Source organism: Pseudomonas sp. 203-8, from assembly GCF_020708595.1.
GTDB classification, from domain to species: domain Bacteria; phylum Pseudomonadota; class Gammaproteobacteria; order Pseudomonadales; family Pseudomonadaceae; genus Pseudomonas; species Pseudomonas aeruginosa.
The window spans coordinates 746,198-768,413 of record NZ_JAJFDF010000001.1 but is presented as its reverse complement, the minus strand read 5'-3'; the positions used below and the strand labels follow the sequence as shown (position 1 = coordinate 768,413).

Genomic DNA, 22,216 nt, shown 5'->3' with positions numbered 1-22,216 from the left:
GAACCACCTGATCCCTTCCCGAACTCAGAAGTGAAACGACGCATCGCCGATGGTAGTGTGGGGTCTCCCCATGTGAGAGTAGGTCATCGTCAAGCTCCTATCCCAAAACCCCTGGTCAGCGATGACCGGGGGTTTTGCTTTTGCGCGCGGAAAAAGGCGTGCTTCCTCGCTTCTTTTCTCGACTGCGAATGCCGGCGGCGACTGTCACAATTGCCCTGGAAACTACCCATCCTGCATGAAACGGATGGACGGCTACCTCCCCCAGGCGGATCGAAAACGCGCTCCAGAGGGCCTCCCGGGCTCCTCCGTGAAAGGCTGGAGCCCTTGTGTTTCCAGGCTTTTAGGGGTGTGGCAGGGCTTCTCCCAAGGCTTGCGGAAAAATGTCGGAAGGCTGATGGCATTTCATCCAACTGTCATATTCCTTTCATAGAGTCTTCATGCGGCCTGACGATACTGGCCCCCGTTCCATCCAACCCCATCCTGTCCAAGGAGCAAGGCATGAAACTCAAGCGTTTGATGGCGGCCCTGACGTTCGTCGCCGCAGGCGTAGGCGCCGCTTCCGCGGTAGCCGCGATCGACCCGGCGCTGCCGGAATATCAGAAAGCCAGCGGTGTGTCGGGCAACCTGTCGAGCGTCGGCTCCGACACTCTGGCCAACCTGATGACCATGTGGGCCGAGGAGTACAAGCGCCTCTATCCGAACGTGAACATCCAGATCCAGGCTGCCGGTTCTTCCACCGCGCCGCCGGCCCTGACCGAAGGCACCGCCAACCTGGGCCCGATGAGCCGCAAGATGAAGGACGTCGAGCTGCAGGCTTTCGAGCAGAAGTACGGCTATAAGCCGACCGCCGTCCCGGTCGCTGTCGACGCCCTGGCGATCTTCGTGCACAAGGACAACCCGATCAAAGGCCTGACCATGCAGCAGGTCGATGCGATCTTCTCCGCTACCCGCCTGTGTGGCAGCAAGCAGGACGTGAAGACCTGGGGCGATCTGGGCCTGACCGGTGACTGGGCGAAGAAGCCGGTGCAACTGTTCGGCCGCAACTCGGTTTCCGGCACCTACGGCTACTTCAAGGAAGAAGCCCTGTGCAAAGGCGACTTCCGTCCGAACGTCAACGAGCAGCCGGGTTCGGCTTCCGTGGTGCAGTCGGTCAGCCAGTCGCTGAACGGCATCGGCTACTCCGGTATCGGCTACAAGACCGCCAGCGTGAAGACCGTGGCCCTGGCCAAGAAGGAAGGCGCTGCCTTCGTCGAGGACAACGAGCAGAACGCCCTGAACGGCACCTATCCGCTGTCGCGCTTCCTCTACGTCTACGTGAACAAGGCGCCGAACAAGCCGCTGGACCCGCTGGAGGCTCAGTTCCTCAAGCTGGTTCTGTCCAAGACCGGCCAGCAGGTCGTGGTCAAGGACGGCTACATCCCGCTGCCGGCCAAGGTGGCCGAGAAGGCGATCAAGGAACTGGGCCTGTAATCCAGTGACTTGAGCGGATGGCCCAGCGATGGGCCGTCCAGGCATGAAGGCTCTGCCGGCGGGCGCTAGGATCCGCCGGCCTTTCCCGCCAGCGAGGCTCTGCTGGCGGGCTTTGTTGCGTCATGTTGCTGTCATCTGTCTGTCATACAGAGCCTTTAGGGTGTCACCCCATGAACGACATGGCCAACTCCCCGATGAACTCCTCCCTTGCTCCCGAGCGGATTGACTTCAATACGCCAGCCCTGCAACGCAAGCGCCGCATCCGTGCCCTCAAGGACCGCCTGACCCGCTGGTACGTGCTGGTCGGCGGCCTGGCCGTGCTGGCGGCAATCACCCTGATCTTCTTCTACCTGGCCTACGTCGTGCTCCCCCTGTTCCGCGGCGCCGACCTGGAGACCCGCGAAGCGCTGACTCCGGCCTGGATGCAGCAGGCGCAGGTGCCCCTGCTGCTCAGCATCGAGGAGCAGAACCAGGTGGCCATGCGCGTCGGCGGCCAGGGCGAGATTCTCTTCTTCAACGCCAAGACCGGTGTCGAACTGAAGCGTGTCGCTCTGCCGCTTCCGGCGGGCAGCGAGATCCGCTCGATCGCCCAGGACCAGCCGGGCAGCCCGACGGTCGCCCTGGGCCTGTCCAACGGACAGGTGCTGGTGTTCCAGCACACCTACAAGGTCACCTACCCGGACAACAAGAAGACCATCACCCCGGAGATCGCCTTCCCCTACGGCGAGACCCCGATCGGTCTCGATCCGCAGGGCCGCCCGCTGGAGCATGTGAGCATCAATGCCGGCGACGACAGCCTGCTGCTGGCTGGCTCCGTCGACAAGCAACTGCTGCTGTTGAGCATGACTCGGGGAGAGAACATGCTGACCGGCGAAAGCACGCTGGACGAGGAGCGCATCGAACTCCCGCAGATCGCCGAACCGGTGAAAGCCATCTACCTCGACCCGCGCAAGCAGTGGCTGTACGTGATCAACGGACGTGCCACCGCCGATGTGTTCGACCTGCACAGCCGCCAGTTGAACGGTCGCTACAAGCTGCTGGAAGACCCCAACGCCGAGGTCACCGCGAGCACCCAACTGCTGGGCGGCATCTCGCTGCTGGTGGGCGACTCCAAGGGTGGCATCGCCCAGTGGTTCATGGCTCGCGATACCGACGGCGAACCGCGCCTGTCGCACGTTCGCGACTTCAATCTGGATGGCGCGCCGATCAGCGCCATCGCTCCGGAACAACGGCGCAAGGGCTTCATCGCCCTGGACGAGAAGGGCAACCTCGGCGTCTTCCACAGCACCGCGCACCGTACCCTGCTGGTCCAGCCGGTCGCCGACTCTTCCGGGGTCATCACCCTGTCGCCGCGGGCCAACCGCCTGCTGCTGGAGCAGGGTGGCAAGATCCACCGCTTCGCCCTGAGCAACCCGCACCCGGAAATCTCCTGGAGCGCGCTCTGGGGCAAGGTCTGGTACGAGAGCTACGACAAGCCGGCCTACGTCTGGCAGTCCACCGCCGCGACCACCGACTTCGAACCGAAGCTGAGCCTCTCGCCGCTGACCTTCGGCACGCTCAAGGCCGCCTTCTACGCGATGATCCTGGCAGCTCCGCTGGCCATCGCGGCCGCCGTCTACACCGCCTATTTCATGGCTCCGGCGATGCGCCGCAAGGTCAAGCCGGTGATCGAGCTGATGGAGGCGCTGCCGACGGTGATCCTCGGCTTCTTCGCCGGCCTGTTCCTGGCGCCCTACGTCGAAGGCCACCTGCCGGGTGTGTTCAGCCTGCTGTTGCTGACGCCGCTGGGCATCCTTCTTGCCGGCCTGCTCTGGAGCCGCCTGCCCGAGCGTATCCGTCTGAGCCTGCCGGCCGGCTGGGAAGCCGCGCTGCTGATCCCGGTGGTGCTTGCCGTCGGCGCCTTCGCCCTGTGGCTGAGCCCGCACCTGGAGACCACCTTCTTCGGCGGCGACATGCGCCTCTGGCTGAGCCACGACCTGGGCATCACCTACGACCAGCGCAATGCCCTGATCGTCGGGCTGGCAATGGGCTTCGCGGTGATCCCGAATATCTTCTCGATCGCCGAGGACGCCATCTTCAGCGTGCCGCGCAGCCTCACCTACGGCTCCCTGGCCCTGGGCGCCACGCCCTGGCAGACGCTGACCCGCGTGGTGATCCTGACCGCCAGTCCAGGCATCTTCTCGGCGCTGATGATCGGCATGGGCCGCGCCGTCGGCGAGACCATGATCGTGCTGATGGCGACCGGCAATACCCCAGTGATGGAAGTGAATATCTTCGAGGGGATGCGCACCCTGGCGGCCAACGTCGCGGTGGAGATGCCCGAGTCGGAGGTCGGCGGCAGCCACTACCGCGTGCTGTTCCTCTCGGCGCTGGTACTGCTGACGTTCACCTTCGTGATGAACACCCTGGCAGAGCTGATCCGTCAGCGTCTGCGCAAGAAATACGCGTCGTTGTAAGCGGCGGAGGTATAGCTCTGTGAAACAGAAACAGGAAACCGTCAAAGCCTGGTTCGGCAGCGGCTCGCCCTGGGTGTGGATGAACGCCGGCGCGGTGTCGATCGCGGTGATCATGACCATCGGCCTGCTGGCGGTGATCGCGGTACGCGGCCTCGGCCACTTCTGGCCGGCGAACGTCATCGAGGCGACTTACCAGATCCCTGGCGAAGCCGCCAAGACCGTGATCGGCGAGGTGGTCCAGGCCGAGGAAGTGCCGCGCGCGCGCCTGCGCAGCGCCGGCATGCCGGTCCCGGAGGCCGGCCCCGAATTCATGACCCGCGAGCTGCTCAAGCTGGGCAACCGCGAGCTTTACGGCAGCGATTTCTCCTGGGTCGTCGGCGAGTGGCTGCAGGACATCAAGCGTCCCGAAGCGCTGATGGTTCTCGAACGCCGCGAGTGGGGCAACTTCTACGGCTACCTGCTGAGCGTCAAGGAGAACGGCCAGGTGGTCGCCGAAGGCGACGCCGCGGTAGGCGAACTGCAGAAGCGCATGCAGCGGGTGGATGACCTCTACGCCAAGCTCTACAAGCTGGAGAAGGGCGACATCGGCGGGATCAACCACGGTCTCGAGCGCCTGCGCCTGAAAGAGCGCAAGTTGCAGTTGGACGGCAAGCTGGACGCCGCCGCCCAGGCCGACCTGGCCGCCGAGCGCAGCGAGTTGCAGGCGCGCTACAAGGTCCTGGAAGAGCAGCTCAACGGCCTGCATCAGGAGTTCAACCGCGACAGCGTGGTAATGCGCGACGCCAGCGGCCGCGAGAGCGAAATCACCCTTGGCAAGCTGGTGCATGCCTACCAGCCCAACGCCATGGGCCTGGGCACCAAGATGACGGTGTACTTCAAGAAGCTCTGGGAGTTCCTCAGCGACGATCCGCGCGAGGCCAATACCGAGGGCGGTATCTTCCCGGCGATCTTCGGCACCGTGATGATGACCCTGGTGATGGCGCTGATCGTCACCCCGTTCGGCGTGATCGCTGCGGTCTACCTGCGCGAGTACGCCAAGCAGGGGCCGCTGACCCGGGTGATCCGCATCGCCGTGAACAACCTCGCCGGCGTACCGGCGATCGTCTACGGCGTGTTCGGCCTGGGTTTCTTCGTCTACGTGCTGGGCGGTTCCATCGACCGGCTGTTCTTCCCCGAGGCCCTGCCGGCGCCGACCTTCGGTACCCCCGGGCTATTCTGGGCCTCGCTGACCCTGGCGATCCTCGCCGTGCCGGTGGTGATCGTCGCCACCGAGGAAGGCCTGGCGCGGATTCCGCGCGCGGTCCGCGAAGGCTCCCTGGCGCTCGGCGCGACCAAGGCGGAAACGCTGTGGAAGATCGTCCTGCCGATGGCCAGCCCGGCGATGATGACCGGCCTGATCCTCGCCGTGGCCCGTGCCGCCGGCGAAGTGGCGCCGCTGATGCTGGTCGGCGTGGTGAAACTGGCACCGTCGCTGCCGGTCGACGGTAACTATCCGTACGTGCATCTCGACCAGAAGATCATGCACCTCGGTTTCCATATCTACGACGTCGGTTTCCAGAGCCCCAACGTCGAGGCCGCACGGCCGCTGGTATACGCTACGGCGTTGCTGCTGGTCGTGGTGATCGCCCTGCTGAACTTCTCCGCCATCGCGATCCGCAATCGCCTGCGCGAGAAGTACAAGGCCCTGGAAAACTGATTGAGGGAGCTTCCCATGCAAAACGAGACCGCCAGCCACGGCATCAACTTCGATGCGCTCGGCCGCGACCGCCAGAGCCTCGACCTGGCTTCCGAAAGTGTCGAACTGGAAGTGCCCGGGCTGAACCTGTTCTACGGCGCCAAGCAGGCCCTTTTCGACGTCCGGATGAACATTCCGAAGCAGCGCGTGACCGCCTTCATCGGCCCGTCCGGCTGCGGCAAGTCGACCCTGCTGCGCTGCTTCAACCGGATGAACGACCTGGTGGATGGCTGCCGCGTCGAAGGCGAGATTCGCCTCGATGGCCACAACATCTTCGCCAAGGGCGTCGACGTCGCCGAGCTGCGCCGTCGCGTCGGCATGGTGTTCCAGAAGCCCAACCCGTTCCCCAAGAGCATCTACGAGAACGTGGTCTACGGCCTGCGTATCCAGGGCATCAACAAGAAGCGCGTACTTGACGAGGCCGTCGAGTGGGCGCTGAAGGGGGCTGCGCTGTGGGAGGAGGTGAAGGATCGCCTGCACGAGTCCGCCCTCGGCCTGTCCGGCGGCCAGCAGCAGCGCCTGGTGATCGCCCGGACCATCGCGGTGGAACCGGAAGTGCTGCTGCTCGACGAGCCGTGCTCGGCGCTGGACCCGATCTCCACGCTGAAGATCGAAGAGCTGATCTACGAGTTGAAGTCGAAGTTCACCATCGTCATCGTTACCCACAACATGCAGCAGGCCGCGCGGGTTTCCGACTATACGGCGTTCATGTACATGGGCAAGCTGATCGAGTTCGGCGACACCGATACGCTGTTCACCAACCCGGCGAAGAAGCAGACCGAAGACTACATCACCGGCCGCTACGGCTAGCGGCGCGTCCGGAGGCGCGGCGATACCGCTGCCTCCGGCGCTCTCCGTAGCTCGTTGATGTCACCGGTCGCAGCGGCTCCAGAAGGATTCCCCACATGATCAACAAAGACAGTCTCACCCATCACATCTCCCAGCAGTTCAACGCCGAGCTGGAGGATGTGCGCAGCCACCTCCTGGCCATGGGCGGGCTGGTGGAAAAGCAGGTCAACGACGCGGTCAACGCGCTGATCGACGCCGACTCCGGCCTCGCCCAGCAGGTCCGCGAGATCGACGACCAGATCAACCAGATGGAGCGCAACATCGACGAGGAGTGCGTGCGTATCCTCGCCCGGCGTCAGCCGGCGGCCTCCGACCTGCGCCTGATCATCAGCATCTCGAAGTCGGTGATCGACCTCGAGCGGATCGGCGACGAGGCCTCCAAGGTCGCCCGCCGCGCCATCCAGCTGTGCGAGGAAGGCGAGTCGCCGCGCGGCTACGTCGAGGTTCGGCACATCGGCAGCCAGGTACAGAAGATGGTGCAGGAGGCACTGGACGCCTTCGCCCGCTTCGATGCCGACCTGGCGCTGTCCGTGGCGCAGTACGACAAGACCGTCGATCGCGAATACAAGACCGCCCTGCGCGAGCTGGTCACCTACATGATGGAAGACCCGCGGGCGATATCCCGCGTGCTCAACATCATCTGGGCCCTGCGCTCGCTGGAGCGCATCGGCGACCATGCGCGCAACATCGCCGAGCTGGTGATCTACCTGGTTCGCGGCACCGACGTTCGCCACATCGGCCTGACCCGCATGAAGGAAGAGGTCGAGAACAACCGCGGCGAGTGATCTTCCGCAGGCAAGGCTCCCTTGACCTGGAGCCTTGTTTCTTCGCGCGACTGCAGCAAGGCTTGGCATCCTGCCAGCAGGGGAGGCTATCCTAGGCGGACCTGTCCAGGAGAAGTCGATGAGCAAAGTCAGCGCGCTAGTGGTGGATGACGCCCCCTTCATCCGAGATCTGATGAAGAAAGGGTTGCGCGACAACTTCCCCGGCCTTCATATCGAGGAGGCCGTGAACGGCCGCAAGGCCCAGCAACTGCTCAGTCGGCAGAACGTCGACCTGATCCTCTGCGATTGGGAGATGCCGGAGATGTCCGGCCTCGAACTGCTGACCTGGTGCCGTGCCCAGGAAAACCTCAAGACTACCCCGTTCATCATGGTCACCAGTCGCGGCGACAAGGAGAACGTGGTCCAGGCGATCCAGGCCGGGGTGTCGGACTACATCGGCAAGCCATTCTCCAATGACCAACTGGTGGCCAAGATCAAGAAGGCCCTGAGCCGCAGCGGCAAGCTGGAAGCCCTGGCGGCCCACGCGCCGCGCCGGGAGATCGCCAGCGGCATGGCCAACGATTCGCTGGCCGCCCTGACCGGTGGTCGCGCCGAGGTGATCAAGCCTGCCGCCAGTCCGGCAAAACCGGCCCCCGCGCCGAAGCCGGCTTCGGCTCCCCAGGCCAGCGCGCGTCCCGCCGGCAGCGGCAACCCGCTGGGGCAGGCGCAATTGCGCCTGCCGCAGAGCAGCATGCCCTGCGTGATCAAGGCGGTCAGTCTGAAGGAAGCGCAACTGGTGGTGAAGCGCGCCGACCCGTTGCCGCAGGTGCTGGAAAGCGCGGTGCTGGACCTCGAGGAAAACAGCGACGTGGCGCGCCTGAACGGCTACCTGCACGCCATCGCCGCGCTGGAGCCGAAGCCGGATAGCGATTGGCTGCTGTTGACCCTGCGTTTCGTCGACCGCGACCCGCAGAAGCTCGACTACCTGTCGCGCCTGATCGCCCGCGGAAGTACCCAGAAGCACTACGTTCCCGGCGCCTGAGCGGTTTTTTCCCGACGATCCGTTCACAGCCCGCTCGCTGTCGTCTCGCCCTGGCAATAAAGCGCTGCTAGTCTTGCCGATTCGGGATAACCAGAACGACACGATCCGTGCAGTCATGCTAGGGCGCCTTCTCCTTCTCTGTGGCCTGTTCGCCGCGGCAGCTCCGGCTGCGGCCCTGACCATCTACAAGTACACCGACGCCAATGGCGTGGTGACCTACTCCGACCGCGCCGTGGCCGGGGCGCAGGTGTTCGTCTTCCGCGACCGGATGGTCGAGCACCTGGAACGGGAAGTGAAGCTGGAGACGAAGAAGCACGCGGGTGGCGAGACCCTGCAGGTGCGCAACGACCTCTACGCGCCGGTCGAGGTCGAGTTGCGGATCCGCAACCCGCGCAATGCCGTTGGGGTGCCCGACGGGCCGATTCGCTGGGTGGTCCCGGCGCGCAGCCAGGTGCGCCTGGCGACCCTGGCGCCGCGCAAGGCCGGCAAGCCGATGAGCTACACCCCGAAGCTGCGTTACGCGCTCGGCGACCCGCGCCAGCAGCCGCTGCTCTATCGCTATCCGCTGCCCTGGCGCGGCGGGCCGTTCCGCCTGTCCCAGGGCGCCAATGGCAAGTACAGCCACTTCACCCCCAAGGGCCGCTACGCGATGGACATCGCCATGCCCGAGGGCACGCCGATCATCGCTGCCCGCGGCGGCACCGTGGTGAAGATCGAGAACAACCAGAGCGGGCGCGGCAACAATCCCTCGGGCAACTTCGTCCGCATCCTGCACGACGACGGCACCATGGGCGTCTACCTGCACCTGATGCGCCATTCGGTACTGGTCGCCGAGGGCCAGCGGGTCCAGGTCGGCACGCCGCTGGCGCGCTCCGGCAACACCGGCAACAGCAGCGGGCCGCACCTGCACTTCGTGATCCAGCGCAACGTCGGCCTGGCGCTGGAGTCGATTCCCTACGACTTCGCCCAGCCGGTCGACAGCCTGCCGAACTTCGCCATCGTCCGCGAGCCTTGAAAAGTCGCCGGCGCCGTGGCGGCGCCGGCTCGTCTCAGTCGAGCTTGACCACCTTGGCCAGGACGATCTTCGGACCGCGCATCTTCTTCACGATGATCCGCAGGCCCTCGGTGTCGAGGACTTCCTCTTCCTCCGGCACCCGCTTCAGGGTGTCGTAGACCAGCCCGGCGAGAGTGTCCGCCTCGACATGATCGAGGTCGATGCCGAGCAGGCGCTCGAGCTTGAACAGCGGTGTGTCGCCGCGCACCAGCAGCTTGCCCGGCTGGTAGGCGAGGATGCCGCGCTCGGTCTTGCGGTGTTCGTCCTGGATGTCGCCGACCAGCACTTCCAGCACGTCCTCCATGGTCAGGAAGCCGACCACCTTGTGATCGGCCTCTTCCACCACGGCGAAGTGCGCGCCGCCCTTGCGGAACTGCTCCAGCAGGCGCGACAGCGGGGTGTGCTTGGTGACGATCTCCAGCGGGCGCACCAGTTCGTCGAGGTCGAAGGTCTCCGGCAGGCTGTCCAGGGCGGACAGCGCCAGCAGCAGGTCCTTGATGTGCAGCAGGCCGATGAACTCGCCCTTGTGGCTGTCCCAGACCGGGTAGCGGCTGTACTTATGGCGGCGGATCACCGCGAGGATGTCCGCCAGCGGCGCGTCGTGCTCGAGGTAGACCAGGTCTTCGCGGGAGTTGGCCCAGTCGACCACCTCCAGTTCGCCCAGCTCCACCGCCGAGGCCAGCACGCGCATGCCCTGGTCGCTGGGGTCCTGGGCGCGGCTGGAGTGGAGGATCAGCTTCAGTTCGTCGCGGCTGTAGTGATGCTCGTGGTGCGGGCCGGGCTCGCCCTGGCCGGCGATCTTGAGGATGGCGTTGGCGCTGGCGTTGAGCAGCCAGATCGCCGGGTACATCAGCCAGTAGAAGAGGTACAGCGGCACCGCCGTCCACAGCGACAGCAGTTCCGGCTTGCGGATCGCCCAGGACTTGGGCGCCAGCTCGCCGACCACGATGTGCAGGTAGGAAATGATGAAGAACGCGGTGAAGAAGGAGATACCGCGGATCAGTTCGTCGGAATGCACGCCGATCATCGCCAGCAGCGGTTCCAGGAGTTCGGCGAAGGCCGGCTCGCCGACCCAGCCCAGGCCCAGGGAGGCCAGGGTTATGCCCAGCTGGCAGGCGGACAGGTAGGCGTCCAGCTGGTTGTGAACCTTGCGCAGGATGGCGCCGCGCCAGCCGTGCTGCTTGGCGATGGTTTCCACGCGGGTGGCGCGGAGCTTGACCATGGCGAACTCGGCGGCGACGAAGAAGCCATTGAGCAGGACGAGGAAAAGCGCGAAGAGGATCAGGCCGGCATCGGCGAAATAGGTGGCGATGCTGGTACTAGGAGAAGGGTCCATGGGGGTGTGCGGTAGCCAAAAGGCCCTTAAGAATGAGGGGCTGTGTCGTCGCTTGCAAGCCTTGGCCGTGCCGACGCCGGCGGCGCGGCACCGCGACGAGGCTCACTTCGGCGCCTTGCGCTCGGCCTCGGCGACCTGCGCCGGGGCGAAATGGCAGGTGAAGGTGCTGCCCTTGCCGGGCACGCTGCTGATTTCCAGGCGCGCGCGGTGGCGGATCAGCACGTGCTTGACGATGGCCAGGCCGAGGCCGGTGCCGCCGGTGTTGGAGGCGCGGCTGGAGTCCACCCGGTAGAAGCGCTCGGTCAGGCGCGGCAGGTGCTTGGGATCGACGCCGATACCGGTGTCCTGCACCGACAGGTGCGCGCCCTGTTCGTCGGCCCACCAGCGGATGCGGATCTCGCCTTCGTCGGGGGTGTACTTCACCGCGTTGAATACCAGGTTGGAGAAGGCGCTGCGCAGTTCCGCCTCGCTGCCCTTGAGCTGCACAGCGGGTGCGGCGTCCAGGCTGATGCGGTGGTTGCGCCCGGCGGACAGGGCCTGGGCGTCGTTACGGATGCTGACGAGGAGAGCGTCCACCGCCACCGGCTTGTTGTCGCCGGGGTAGTCGGTGGCCTCCAGCTTGGCCAGCAGGAGCAGGTCGTTGAGCAGGTTCTGCATGCGTCCGGCCTGCTGCTGCATCTGCTGCAGGGCGCGCAGCCAGCGCGGGTTCACATCCTCGACGTTGTCGAGGAGGGTCTCCAGGTAGCCGGCGATCACCGTCAGCGGCGTGCGCAGCTCGTGGGAGACGTTGGCCACGAAGTCCTTGCGCATCTGCTCCAGCTGGTGGACGCGGGTGACGTCGCGGACCAGCATCAGGTGCTCGCGGTTGCCGTAGAGGGTGATGTGGAATTGCAGGCGCAGGCGCTCGTTGATCGGCGAGGGGATTTCCAGCGGCTCGCGGTAATCCTCCTGGTCGAAGTATTCCTTGAAGCGCGGATGGCGGATCAGGTTGCTCACCGGCTGGCCACCGTCCTGCGGGGTCTTCAGGCCGAGCAGGTTTTCCGCGGCGAGGTTCCACCATTCCAGGTTGCCGTCGCTGTCGAGCATGATCACCGCGTCACGCAGGGCCGCGGTGGACTCCTGGATCCGGTCGATCACCGCCTGCAGGCGGCCACGGGCGCGCTGGTTGCGGCGTTGCAGGTGATAGATATTGTCGAAGACTTCGCCCCAGAGGCCGTAGCTGTCCGGCGGTGGCTCGTCTGGCTGGTGGTTGCGCAGCCACTGGTGCAGACGCAGTAGCTGCCAGAGGGTCCAGCCGAGGTAGAGAGCCAGGCCGAGGGCCAGGGCCCAGCCGTAATGGCCGCTGACCACGCCGAGCACGAGGCTGGCGGCCAGCACGAGAAGCAGGTGGCGGATCAGCGCTCCACGCCAGTCTTGGTTCACGACGGATTGCATCCTGTCCAGTGGCGGTCCGTCACGGACCGTCCAGGGGAAACGACTCCGGCCGCTGGGCGGCCGGGAGCGGGGTCAGCTCTTGGTGGAGAAACGATAGCCGGTCCCGCGGACAGTCTGAACCAGATTTTCGTAGACCTCGCCGAGCGCCTTGCGCAGGCGGCGGATATGCACGTCGACGGTGCGCTCCTCGACATAGACGTTGCCGCCCCAGACCTGGTCCAGCAGTTGGCCGCGGGTATAGGCGCGTTCCTGGTGAGTCATGAAGAACTGCAGCAGGCGGTACTCGGTGGGGCCCATCTCGGCCGGCTTGCCGTCGATGGTCACGCGGTGGCTGATCGGGTCCAGCAGCAGGCCGCCGACCTCGATCGGCGCCTCGCTGTCGCCAGGCCCGGTGCGGCGCAGCACGGCCTTCAGGCGGGCGACCAGCTCGCGGGGCGAGAACGGCTTGGTGATGTAGTCGTCGGCGCCGACCTCCAGGCCCTGGATCTTGTTGTCCTCCTCGCCCTTGGCGGTGAGCATGATGATCGGGATGTCGACGGTCAGTTCGTCACGCTTCAGGCGTCGCGCCAGTTCGATGCCGGAAGTGCCGGGGAGCATCCAGTCGAGCAGGATCAGGTCCGGCTTGCGGTCGACGATCACCGCGTGCGCCTGCTGGGTATTTTCCGCCTCCAGGCACTCGTAGCCGGCCATCTCCAGGGCCACGGCGATCATCTCGCGAATCGGTGCTTCGTCATCAACGATGAGGATTGTCTTGCCAACCATGGTCTTGCCTCGGGTCGATCTGTCTTGCGCCGCATTAGATAACGAAATTGTGTCAGGTATGTGACACAACGGCGTAGTTTCCGCCGACTGCCCGCGGCGGGGCTATGCTCAACAGGTTCCGGTGCCGTCCCTGCGGGCGGCGAACGCTCCACCTGAAGACACAGGAGAGAGACGCGATGAACAGAATCCACCTGGCGCTGGGTCTGGCGCTGGCCCTGCCGGCGTTCGCCGCGCTGGCCCAGGAAACGGTGGCGCCGGCCACCGAGAAGGACGGCGTGCTGGTCGATGGCAAGGGCATGACGCTCTATACCTACGACAAGGACAGCGAAGGGCAATCCGCCTGTTCCGGGCAGTGCGCGAAGAACTGGCCGCCGCTGGCAGCGGCCCAGGGAGCGCAGGCCAGCGGCGACTGGAGCCTGGTCGCTCGCGAGGACGGCACCCAGCAGTGGGCCTACTACGGCAAGCCCCTTTATACCTTCATCCAGGACAAGAAGCCTGGCGACAAGAACGGTGACGGCAAGATGGGCGCCTGGCACGTCGCCCAGCCGGACATGGACTAGATGGTCGCCGGCCTGCGCGCCGCTCAACGCAGCGCGTAGTCGGCGACCGTGCCGAGGAAGATCGCCAGGCCAGCCCAGTGGTTGTGCAGGAAGGCGCGGAAGCAGGCCTGCGGGTCGCGGTCGCGGGTCGACCAGGCTTCCCAGACGAAGCAGGCCGCCGCCACCGCCAGGCCGAGGTAGAAGCACAGGCCCAGTTCGAAGCGGTTGCCGGCCAGCACTAGCAGGAGCAGGGTCAGGCCCTGCAGGCTGCCGATGATCAGGCGGTCGGCATCGCCGAAGAGGATTGCGGTGGACTTGATGCCGATCTTCAGGTCGTCCTCGCGGTCGGTCATCGCGTAGTAGGAGTCATAGGCGACCGTCCACAGCACGTTGGCCAGGAACAGCAGCCAGGCGCTGGCCGGCAATTCGCCGCGCTCGGCGGTGAAGGCCATCAGGATGCCCCAGGAATAGGCGGCGCCCAGCACCACCTGCGGATAGTAGGTGTAGCGCTTCATGAAGGGGTAGAGCGAGGCCACGGCTACCGCGCCGAACGACAGCCAGACGGTCGTTGCATTGGTCAGCAGGACCAGGCCGAAGCTCAGCGCGACCAGGACGGCGAAGGTGATCCAGGCCTCGCGCACGCTGATCTTGCCGGTGGCCAGCGGGCGCGCCTTGGTGCGTGCGACATGGCCGTCGAAATTGCGGTCGGCGAAATCGTTGATCACGCAGCCGGCGGCGCGCATCAGGATGACGCCGAGGACGAAGATCAGCAGGTTCTTCAGTTCCGGCACGCCGTCCGCGGCGATCCACAGCGACCAGAGGGTCGGCCAGAGCAGCAGGTAGATGCCGATCGGCCGGTCCAGCCGCACCAGTTGGACGAAGTCCCAGGCGCGGGGGTGCAGGCGGGCCAGCGGCTTGATCAGGGTGACGAACATGGGGACCTCCGGAGTCGACCGGGGGATTATACGTCGGCGATTCCCGCCTGGTCCCACAGGCGCGGTAGGTACACCTCCGCCACCAGCACCCCGAGCGCGCCGCGGGAAAACCGTGAGCGACGGCCCCAGAGACCCTCGGCGCGGACCTCGGCGGGCAGACCGGCCGCCGGATAGCGGCAGACTTCGATGGGCCCGCGCTCGAAGGCGCTGTCGCTGAACAGCAACTCGCCCAGCGAGCGGGAGCCGAGCAGCGCCAGGTCGAAGCCCGAGCCTTCCAGGGCGCTGCGCGCCGCCACGCTGCGGGCGAACACCCAGGGACGGTCGTGGCCATGCAGGTAGACCTCGCGGACCCAGCCGCTACTGCCGGTAGGGACGTCGAGCCCCTGGCATTCGTCGTCGCGCAGGGTCTGCCAGCCTTCCAGCAGGGGTTCGACGCGGAACGCGCCGTCGGCCAGGGCGGTCAGGCGCCGGGTCAGCGACCCCTCGTCGAACAGCCAGTCGAGGACGGCGGGGGAGACGCTGGACAGTTGGTCGGCGCGAAGCCAGAGCGCATTGCTGGGCATGACGGGACTACGAGACGGCGGCAGAAGGCGGCGAGGGTAGCACGTTCGGCCGGCGGCCGGTCTGCGACGCGGTGGCGCGTCACCCCCAGCCGTTCAGGCGCAGGGTGGCGCGGACCAGGCGCTGTTCTTCCTGCTCGATCTCCCGCAGGTTGTCGCGGATGCTGTGGATATGTTCGCGCGCCGCCCGTTGCGCCTGGTCCGGCTGGCGCTCGCGGAGGGCCGCGTAGAGGCGCGCGTGCTGGCGGTCGATCTGGCGTTTCTGCGGCGGCCGGTGATAGAGGTTGTTCACTGAGGCGAACACCGTGCTCAGCAGCAGTTCGTTGAGCGATTGCAGGGTATGCACCAGCACCGGATTGTGCGATGCCTCGCTGATCGCCCGGTGGAACGCGTGGTCGCGGCGGGCGTGCTCGCGGGGATCGATCGGCTGGGTTTCCTCGTGGCTGGCGAGCATCTCTTCGTAGCGCCGGGCGAGCAGGACGAAGTCTGCCTCGGTGCCGCGTAGCGCTGCCAGGCGGGCCGCCTCGCCCTCCAGCAGGGCGCGGACTTCGAGCAGGTCGTAGAGGGTGCGCGGCTGGGAGCCGAACAGGTGCATCAGCGGGCTGACGTCGGCGTTGCGGTCGAGGTCGGCGACGAACGACCCACGGCCATGCTCGGTGTCGATGATGCCGCGCCCGCGCAGCGCCCGCAGGCCCTCGCGCAGGGCCGAGCGCGAGCAGCCGAGCTTGGCCACCAGGCGCCGCTCGGACGGCAGAGCCTGGCCGACCTTGAGCACGCCGTCGACGATCAGCCGCTCGATACGCTCTGCGACCTGGTCGGCCACCCGCTGTTTCTGCATGGAAGCTCCCGTTGCACTGGTAGGACCAGTTGGCTGTCGTTACTCACTATAGAAGCTCAGGGATTTTCTAGCATGCGCCTCATGCCCATGGCTCCTGGTGATACTGGTAGGACCAGTTAGACGCCTGCTGGACCCCGGCGTCCGCGCGGTACAGGCTGTGGACGCTTGCTGATCCCGCCGACAACCACAACAAGGACAGCCGCCATGAACATCCTCTACGACGAGCGTCTGGACGGTCCGCTGCCGCAGGTGGACAAGGATGGCCTGCTGGCCGAGTTGCGCCTCCGCCTGCCCGACCTCGAACTGCTGCACGCCGCGGAAGACCTGCGTCCCTACGAGTGCGACGGACTCTCGGCGTATCGCTGCACGCCGTTGCTGGTGGCATTGCCGGAACGCATCGAACAGGTTCAGGGCCTGCTCGCCCTCTGCCATCGGCTGAAGGTGCCGGTCGTGGCGCGCGGTGCCGGCACCGGCCTGTCCGGCGGCGCGCTGCCGCTGGAGAACGGCGTGCTGCTGGTGATGGCGCGTTTCCGGCGGATCCTCGAGATCGATCCGCTGGGTCGTTTCGCCCGGGTCCAGCCTGGCGTGCGCAACCTGGCGATCTCCCAGGCCGCTGCCCCTCATGGTCTGTACTACGCACCGGACCCGTCCTCGCAGATCGCCTGCTCCATCGGCGGCAACGTCGCGGAGAACGCCGGCGGCGTGCATTGCCTGAAGTACGGCCTGACCGTGCACAACCTGTTGCAGGTGGACATCGTGACCCTGGAAGGCGAGCGCCTGAGCCTGGGGTCCAGCGCCCTGGACAGCGCTGGCTTCGACCTGCTGGCGCTGTTCACCGGCTCCGAAGGGCTGCTCGGCGTGGTGGTGGAGGTCACCGTCAGGCTGTTGCCGCGCCCGCCGGTGGCGAAGGTCCTGCTGGCCAGCTTCGACGATGTGGAAAGCGCCGGGCGGGCGGTGGCCGACCTGATCGGTGCCGGCATCGTCCCGGCCGGGCTGGAAATGATGGACAACCTGTCGATCCGCGCCGCCGAGGATTTCATCCACGCCGGTTACCCGGTCGACGCGGCGGCGATCCTGCTCTGCGAACTGGATGGCGTGGAAGCCGACGTGCACGAGGATTGCGAGCGGGTCCGCGAGCTGTTCGAGGCGGCTGGCGCCACCTCGGTGCGACAGGCCCAAGACGAGGCCGAGCGCCAGCGCTTCTGGGCTGGGCGCAAGAATGCGTTTCCGGCGGTCGGGCGGATTTCCCCCGATTACTACTGCATGGACGGCAGCATCCCGCGCCGCGAGCTGCCGCGGGTGCTGCATGGCATCGCCGAGCTTTCGCGCGAATACGGCCTGCGGGTGGCCAACGTATTCCACGCCGGCGACGGCAACATGCACCCGCTGATCCTCTTCGACGCCAACCTGGCGGGCGAGCTGGAGCGCGCCGAAGCGCTGGGCGGCAGGATCCTCGAGTTGTGCGTAGCGGTAGGCGGCAGCATCACCGGCGAACATGGCGTCGGCCGCGAGAAGATCAACCAGATGTGCGCTCAGTTCAATGCCGACGAGCTGACCCTGTTCCACGCCGTGAAGGCGGCGTTCGACCCGGCCGGGCTGCTCAATCCCGGCAAGAACGTGCCCACCCTGCATCGCTGCGCCGAGTTCGGCGCCATGCACGTCCGCCACGGTCGACTGCCGTTCCCCGAACTGGAGCGTTTCTGATGAGCCAGCCGTATTTCGATCCGGACGCTGGCGCCGACCATGCCGGCGCGCTGCTCGAGCGGGTCCGCGACGCCCTGGCGCGGCGCGCGCCGCTGCGCATCGTCGGTGGCGATAGCAAGGCGTTCCTCGGCAGGCCGGTTGCGGGCGAACCGCTGGCGCTCGCCGAACACCGTGGGATCGTCGCCTACGATCCCTGCGAACTGGTGATCACCGCCCGTGCCGGTACGCCGCTGGACGAGCTACAGGCCGTGCTGGCGCGCGGCGGGCAGATGCTTGCCTGCGAGGCGCCGGGTTTCGGCGGCCGGGCGACGGTCGGCGGGGTGCTCGCCAGCGGCCTGTCCGGACCGCGCCGGCCCTGGGCGGGAGCGGTACGCGATTTCGTCCTCGGGACGCGGCTGATCAGTGGCCTGGGCACCCACCTGCGCTTCGGCGGCGAGGTGATGAAGAACGTCGCCGGCTACGACCTGTCGCGGTTGCTGGCGGGCAGCTTCGGTTGCCTCGGGGTGGTCACCGAAGTGTCCTTCAAGGTGCTGCCCATGCCGCGCTGCCAGGCCGGCCTGAGCCTGGACCTGCCGGTGGCGACGGCGTTGCGCAAGCTGGCCGAGTGGGGAGGCCAGCCATTGCCGATCAGTGCGGCCTGCCACGACGGCGAAGCCCTGCGCCTGCGCCTGGAGGGCGGCGAGGGCTCGGTACGCTCGGCGCGCGACCGCCTCGGTGGCGAAGCGCTCGAGGACGGCTTCTGGGCCGACCTGCGCGAGCAGCGCCTGCCGTTCTTCGACGACCCGCGACCGCTCTGGCGCCTGTCGCTGCCGGCGCTGGCGCCGGAGACGCCGTTGCCCGGTCGTCAGTTGCTGGACTGGGGCGGGGCGCTGCGCTGGCTGAAAAGCGACGCGCCGGCCGCGGACATCCGTGCGTGGGCCGCCGCCCATGGCGGTCACGCCACCTGCTACCGCGCCGGCCATCTCGATGCGCCGTTCCAGCCGCTACCGCCTGGACTGCTCGGCCTGCACCGGGCACTCAAACGCCAGCTCGACCCGCAGGGCATCTTCAATCCCGGGCGGATGTACGCCGAACTCTGAGGAGGCGCGATGCAAACCAACCTCTGCGATTCCGCCCGGCAACGCGCCGAGGCCGCCGAAGCCGAGCGCATCCTGCGCAGCTGCGTGCACTGCGGTTTCTGCAACGCCACCTGCCCGACCTACCAGGAGCTGGGCGACGAACTCGACGGCCCGCGCGGACGGATCTACCTGATCAAGCAGTTCCTCGAGCGCGACGAGGCCAGCGAGCGCACCCGCCTGCACCTCGATCGCTGCCTGAGCTGCCGCAACTGCGAAACCACCTGCCCGTCCGGAGTCGAGTACCACAAGCTGCTGGATATCGGCCGCGACCTACTCGCCGAACGCCTGCCGCGCGGCTTCCGGCAACGCCTGCTGCGCGACGGGCTGCGCCTGCTGGCCCCGCGCCCGGGGTTGTTCGGCGCGCTGGCCGGCGCTGCCGGGCGGCTGAGGCCTCTGCTGCCTGAGGCGATGCAGGGCAAGCTGCCACGTCGGGTCGCGGCGCCGGGCAGGCGGCCGCAGCCCCGGCATGCGCGGCGCGTGCTGCTGCTCGAAGGTTGCGTGCAGCCGGCGCTGTCGCCGAACACCAACGCCGCCGCCGCGCGGGTTCTGGACCGCCTGGGAATCAGCGTGACGCCGGCGGCCGCGGCCGGCTGCTGCGGCGCGCTGGATTTCCACCTGGATGCGCAGGAGCGCGGCCGCCAGCGCGCGCGGCGCAATATCGACGCCTGGTGGCCGTTGCTGCGCGAGGGTGCCGAGGCCATCGTGCAGACCGCCAGCGGCTGCGGCGCCTTCGTCAAGGACTACGCCTACCTGCTGCGCGACGACCCACGGTACGCGGACAAGGCGCGCGAGGTCGCCGCCGCTGCCCGCGACCTGGTGGAAGTGCTTCGCGACGAGCCGCTGGAGTCCCTCGGCCTGCGCTGCGACCAGCGCCTGGCGTTCCACTGCCCATGCACACTGCAGCACGCGCAACGACTGGGCGGGGCCGTGGAGGCGGTGCTGCGGCGACTGGGCTTCCATCTCACCGAGGTGGCCGACGGTCATCTCTGCTGCGGGTCCGCCGGCACCTACTCGCTGACCCAGCCGGCGCTGTCCAGGCGTCTGCGCGACAACCGCCTGGACGCCCTGGAAAGCGGCGCGCCGGATGTCATCGCCACGGCCAACGTCGGTTGCCAGGCCCATCTCGACGGGGCCGGACGGACCCCGGTACGCCACTGGATCGAGCTGCTCGACCAGGCCTTGCCCGGAGGAGAGTGAAACCATGCACAGCAAGCCGGTACTCGGCCGCGAGGAGGTCGCCCGCGTCCTTGGCGCGGCCCGCGAGGAGGCACAGCGCCAAGGCTGGGCGGTGAGCATCGCGGTGGTCGACGACGGCGGCCACCCGCTGGCGCTGGAGCGCCTCGACGGCTGCGCGCCGATCGGTGCCTACATCGCGACGGAAAAGGCCCGCAGCGCCGCCCTGGGACGCCGGGAAACGAAGCGCTACGAGGACATGATCAACGGCGGACGCAGCGCCTTCCTCTCGGTGCCGCTGCTGCAGGCCACCCTGGAGGGCGGTGTGCCGATCCTGGTGGACGGACAGGTGGTCGGCGCGGTCGGGGTTTCCGGCGTACGCGCCGAAGAGGACGCCCGGGTGGCGCGGATCGGAGCCGAGGGGTTGTGAGGCGACCGGTGGGCACCACCCATCTTTGGTTGGCCCGTTCGGCACCACCTTGCCTTTCGGGCAGGTTGGCGGACAGGGTGGATTTGTTATAGGTTGCCGGCGCTGAACCGTGGTAACCCGCCCGAGGTAAACAATGAAGAAGTGGCAATGCGTGGTGTGTGGACTGATCTATGACGAGGCCAAAGGCTGGCCGGAAGAAGGCATCGAGGCGGGAACGCGCTGGGAAGACGTGCCTGAAGACTGGCTGTGCCCCGACTGCGGCGTCGGCAAGCTGGACTTCGAGATGATCGAAATCGGCTGAGCCCCGCTCGCCGGCGAAGAAGGCGGCCCTGGCCGCCTTTTTTCATGCCTGGCCAGCGGCCGTCCAGGAGTTATCCTTGGGACTTGGGTCCGGTCATTGACTGTCCTGCCGGGAACGCCCGGCAGCCTTGCCGTTGGCCGGCCACCGACGCTGAGCTAGGTTCGACGAACGAGGAGGGTGGCTATGCGCAAGTGGCAATGCGTGGTCTGCGGCTTCATCTACGACGAAGCCCTGGGCCTGCCCGAAGAAGGCATTCCGGCGGGAACCCGTTGGGAAGACATCCCGGCGGACTGGGTCTGCCCGGATTGCGGTGTCGGCAAGATCGATTTCGAGATGATCGAGATCGCCTGAGCGAAATCCACAGAAGCGGCGCCCGGCGCCGGCAATCACAGAGGAACGGAAATGAGCGAGCGTGCGCCCCTGGTAATCATCGGAACCGGCCTGGCGGGCTACAACCTGGCCCGCGAGTGGCGCAAGCTGGACAGCGAGACGCCGCTGCTGATGATCACCGCCGACGACGGCCGTTCCTATTCCAAGCCGATGCTCTCCACCGGCTTCTCGAAGAACAAGGACGCCGACGGCCTGGCCATGGCCGAACCGGGCGCCATGGCCGAGCAACTGAACGCACGCATCCTGACCCATACCCGGGTCACCGGTATCGATCCCGGCCATCAGCGGATCTGGATCGGCGAGGAAGAGGTGCGTTATCGCGACCTGGTCCTGGCCTGGGGCGCGGAGCCGATCCGGGTGCCGGTCGAGGGCGATGCCCAGGACGCGCTCTACCCGATCAACGACCTGGAAGACTACGCGCGCTTCCGCCAGGCGGCTGCCGGCAAGCGCCGGGTACTGCTGCTCGGTGCGGGGCTGATCGGTTGCGAATTCGCCAACGACCTCTCCAGCGGCGGCTACCAACTCGACGTGGTGGCGCCTTGCGAGCAGGTCATGCCGGGCCTGCTCCACCCGGCCGCGGCGAAGGCCGTGCAGGCAGGCCTGGAAGGCCTCGGCGTGCGCTTCCACCTGGGGCCGGTGCTGGCCAGCCTGAAGAAGGCCGGCGAGGGGCTGGAAGCGCATCTTTCGGATGGCGAGGTGATTCCCTGCGACCTGGTGGTCTCCGCCGTCGGCCTGCGTCCGCGCACCGAACTGGCCTTCGCCGCCGGGCTGGCGGTCAACCGCGGGATCGTCGTCGACCGCTCGCTGCGCACCTCCCACGCCAACATCTACGCGCTGGGCGACTGCGCCGAAGTGGACGGCCTCAACCTGCTCTATGTGATGCCGCTGATGGCTTGCGCACGCGCGCTGGCGCAGACCCTCGCCGGCAACCCCAGCCAGGTGGCCTACGGTCCCATGCCGGTGACGGTGAAGACCCCGGCCTGCCCGCTGGTGGTGTCGCCGCCGCCCCGCGGAATGGATGGCCAATGGCTAGTGGAAGGCTCTGGAACGGACCTCAAGGTCCTGTGCCGGGATACCGCTGGTCGAGTGATCGGTTATGCCCTGACCGGAGCGGCGGTGAACGAAAAATTGGCCCTGAACAAAGAGTTACCCGGCCTCATGGCTTGAATGCCATTGGTTCCGGCCGTTATGCCGTCGAGACTTGCGGCAAAATTGTCGGACGATACTGGCGCAGTCCTCGGGAGCATGCCATCCTCCATCGCGTCTACCGCAGTCTAGAGCCTATGGTTCCGGTGGACTGCGGTGCCTTTGAGCGCTGCTGGGAAG

The 22,216-nt window shown here is 66.9% G+C and carries 21 protein-coding genes and 1 rRNA gene; 16 read left to right on the top strand and 6 right to left on the bottom strand.

The annotated features are described in order from the left end of the window. The 8 genes from rrf to LJF27_RS03455 all read left to right on the top strand — a co-directional run. Positions 1-95 (top strand): 5S ribosomal RNA (gene rrf, locus LJF27_RS03490); the annotation flags it as partial. Between the two features lie 403 nt (positions 96-498). Then, complete coding sequence (gene pstS / locus LJF27_RS03485; protein WP_003096673.1) at positions 499-1,470, top strand: phosphate ABC transporter substrate-binding protein PstS; 972 nt, start codon at positions 499-501, stop codon at positions 1,468-1,470. 422 nt (positions 1,471-1,892) lie between these two features. Beyond that, the gene (locus LJF27_RS03480) at positions 1,893-3,926 is read left to right on the top strand and encodes an ABC transporter permease subunit (protein WP_078451435.1); all 2,034 of its coding nucleotides are present in this window, start codon (positions 1,893-1,895) and stop codon (positions 3,924-3,926) included. Positions 3,927-3,945: 19 nt separating this feature from the next. After that, positions 3,946-5,622, top strand: a complete 1,677-nt coding sequence (gene pstA, locus LJF27_RS03475) for a phosphate ABC transporter permease PstA (RefSeq protein ID WP_003096667.1) — start codon at positions 3,946-3,948, stop codon at positions 5,620-5,622. Between the two features lie 15 nt (positions 5,623-5,637). Then, the gene (gene pstB / locus LJF27_RS03470) at positions 5,638-6,471 is read left to right on the top strand and encodes a phosphate ABC transporter ATP-binding protein PstB (RefSeq protein ID WP_003096663.1); all 834 of its coding nucleotides are present in this window, start codon (positions 5,638-5,640) and stop codon (positions 6,469-6,471) included. A 95-nt stretch (positions 6,472-6,566) separates the two neighbouring features. Further along, positions 6,567-7,295 (top strand): phosphate signaling complex protein PhoU, encoded by a 729-nt coding sequence (gene phoU, locus LJF27_RS03465; protein WP_003096661.1) that lies wholly within the window; start codon positions 6,567-6,569, stop codon positions 7,293-7,295. A gap of 118 nt (positions 7,296-7,413) precedes the next feature. Beyond that, positions 7,414-8,316: a response regulator gene (locus LJF27_RS03460; RefSeq protein WP_003096657.1), complete on the top strand. Its 903-nt coding sequence runs from the start codon at positions 7,414-7,416 to the stop codon at positions 8,314-8,316. Between the two features lie 115 nt (positions 8,317-8,431). Continuing rightward, positions 8,432-9,331, top strand: a complete 900-nt coding sequence (locus LJF27_RS03455; protein ID WP_003096656.1) for a peptidoglycan DD-metalloendopeptidase family protein — start codon at positions 8,432-8,434, stop codon at positions 9,329-9,331. 34 nt (positions 9,332-9,365) lie between these two features. On the opposite strand, the gene LJF27_RS03450 is transcribed toward LJF27_RS03455, so the two are convergent. The 3 genes from LJF27_RS03450 to phoB all read right to left on the bottom strand — a co-directional run bounded on the left by LJF27_RS03450 (position 9,366) and on the right by phoB (position 12,902). Continuing rightward, on the bottom strand, positions 9,366-10,706 hold the full coding sequence (locus tag LJF27_RS03450) for a hemolysin family protein (protein ID WP_003096655.1): 1,341 nt from the start codon (positions 10,704-10,706) through the stop codon (positions 9,366-9,368). A 102-nt stretch (positions 10,707-10,808) separates the two neighbouring features. Continuing rightward, positions 10,809-12,140, bottom strand: a complete 1,332-nt coding sequence (gene phoR, locus LJF27_RS03445; RefSeq protein ID WP_017148679.1) for a phosphate regulon sensor histidine kinase PhoR — start codon at positions 12,138-12,140, stop codon at positions 10,809-10,811. A gap of 72 nt (positions 12,141-12,212) precedes the next feature. Beyond that, complete coding sequence (gene phoB / locus LJF27_RS03440; RefSeq protein ID WP_003096653.1) at positions 12,213-12,902, bottom strand: phosphate regulon transcriptional regulator PhoB; 690 nt, start codon at positions 12,900-12,902, stop codon at positions 12,213-12,215. A gap of 176 nt (positions 12,903-13,078) precedes the next feature. Here phoB and LJF27_RS03435 point away from each other — a divergent pair, with 176 nt between their 5' ends. Next, positions 13,079-13,462 (top strand): hypothetical protein, encoded by a 384-nt coding sequence (locus tag LJF27_RS03435; RefSeq protein WP_003096652.1) that lies wholly within the window; start codon positions 13,079-13,081, stop codon positions 13,460-13,462. Between the two features lie 23 nt (positions 13,463-13,485). On the opposite strand, the gene ubiA is transcribed toward LJF27_RS03435, so the two are convergent. The 3 genes from ubiA to glcC all read right to left on the bottom strand — a co-directional run bounded on the left by ubiA (position 13,486) and on the right by glcC (position 15,774). Further along, positions 13,486-14,376: a 4-hydroxybenzoate octaprenyltransferase gene (gene ubiA, locus LJF27_RS03430; RefSeq protein ID WP_003104612.1), complete on the bottom strand. Its 891-nt coding sequence runs from the start codon at positions 14,374-14,376 to the stop codon at positions 13,486-13,488. 26 nt (positions 14,377-14,402) lie between these two features. After that, complete coding sequence (locus LJF27_RS03425; protein WP_023115665.1) at positions 14,403-14,939, bottom strand: chorismate lyase; 537 nt, start codon at positions 14,937-14,939, stop codon at positions 14,403-14,405. Between the two features lie 79 nt (positions 14,940-15,018). Next, positions 15,019-15,774, bottom strand: a complete 756-nt coding sequence (gene glcC, locus LJF27_RS03420; RefSeq protein WP_003115387.1) for a transcriptional regulator GlcC — start codon at positions 15,772-15,774, stop codon at positions 15,019-15,021. A 204-nt stretch (positions 15,775-15,978) separates the two neighbouring features. Between glcC and glcD the strand changes: the two genes are divergently transcribed. From glcD to alkT, 7 genes are all read left to right on the top strand, one after another. Next, entirely contained in the window at positions 15,979-17,478 is a 1,500-nt protein-coding gene (gene glcD / locus LJF27_RS03415; RefSeq protein WP_003104603.1) for a glycolate oxidase subunit GlcD, read from the top strand. Then, on the top strand, positions 17,478-18,557 hold the full coding sequence (glcE, locus tag LJF27_RS03410; RefSeq protein ID WP_003136272.1) for a glycolate oxidase subunit GlcE: 1,080 nt from the start codon (positions 17,478-17,480) through the stop codon (positions 18,555-18,557). The genes glcD and glcE overlap by 1 nt, the downstream gene beginning before the upstream one ends. Before the next feature lie 9 nt (positions 18,558-18,566). After that, complete coding sequence (glcF, locus tag LJF27_RS03405) at positions 18,567-19,793, top strand: glycolate oxidase subunit GlcF (RefSeq protein ID WP_003136271.1); 1,227 nt, start codon at positions 18,567-18,569, stop codon at positions 19,791-19,793. Positions 19,794-19,797: 4 nt separating this feature from the next. Then, entirely contained in the window at positions 19,798-20,199 is a 402-nt protein-coding gene (locus LJF27_RS03400; RefSeq protein ID WP_003098332.1) for a heme-binding protein, read from the top strand. A gap of 133 nt (positions 20,200-20,332) precedes the next feature. Continuing rightward, positions 20,333-20,500 (top strand): rubredoxin, encoded by a 168-nt coding sequence (locus LJF27_RS03395; protein ID WP_003098330.1) that lies wholly within the window; start codon positions 20,333-20,335, stop codon positions 20,498-20,500. 183 nt (positions 20,501-20,683) lie between these two features. Next, positions 20,684-20,851, top strand: a complete 168-nt coding sequence (locus LJF27_RS03390; protein WP_003098329.1) for a rubredoxin — start codon at positions 20,684-20,686, stop codon at positions 20,849-20,851. Positions 20,852-20,902: 51 nt separating this feature from the next. After that, positions 20,903-22,057, top strand: a complete 1,155-nt coding sequence (gene alkT, locus LJF27_RS03385; protein ID WP_003098326.1) for a rubredoxin-NAD(+) reductase AlkT — start codon at positions 20,903-20,905, stop codon at positions 22,055-22,057. The last annotated feature ends 159 nt before the right edge of the window (positions 22,058-22,216 follow it).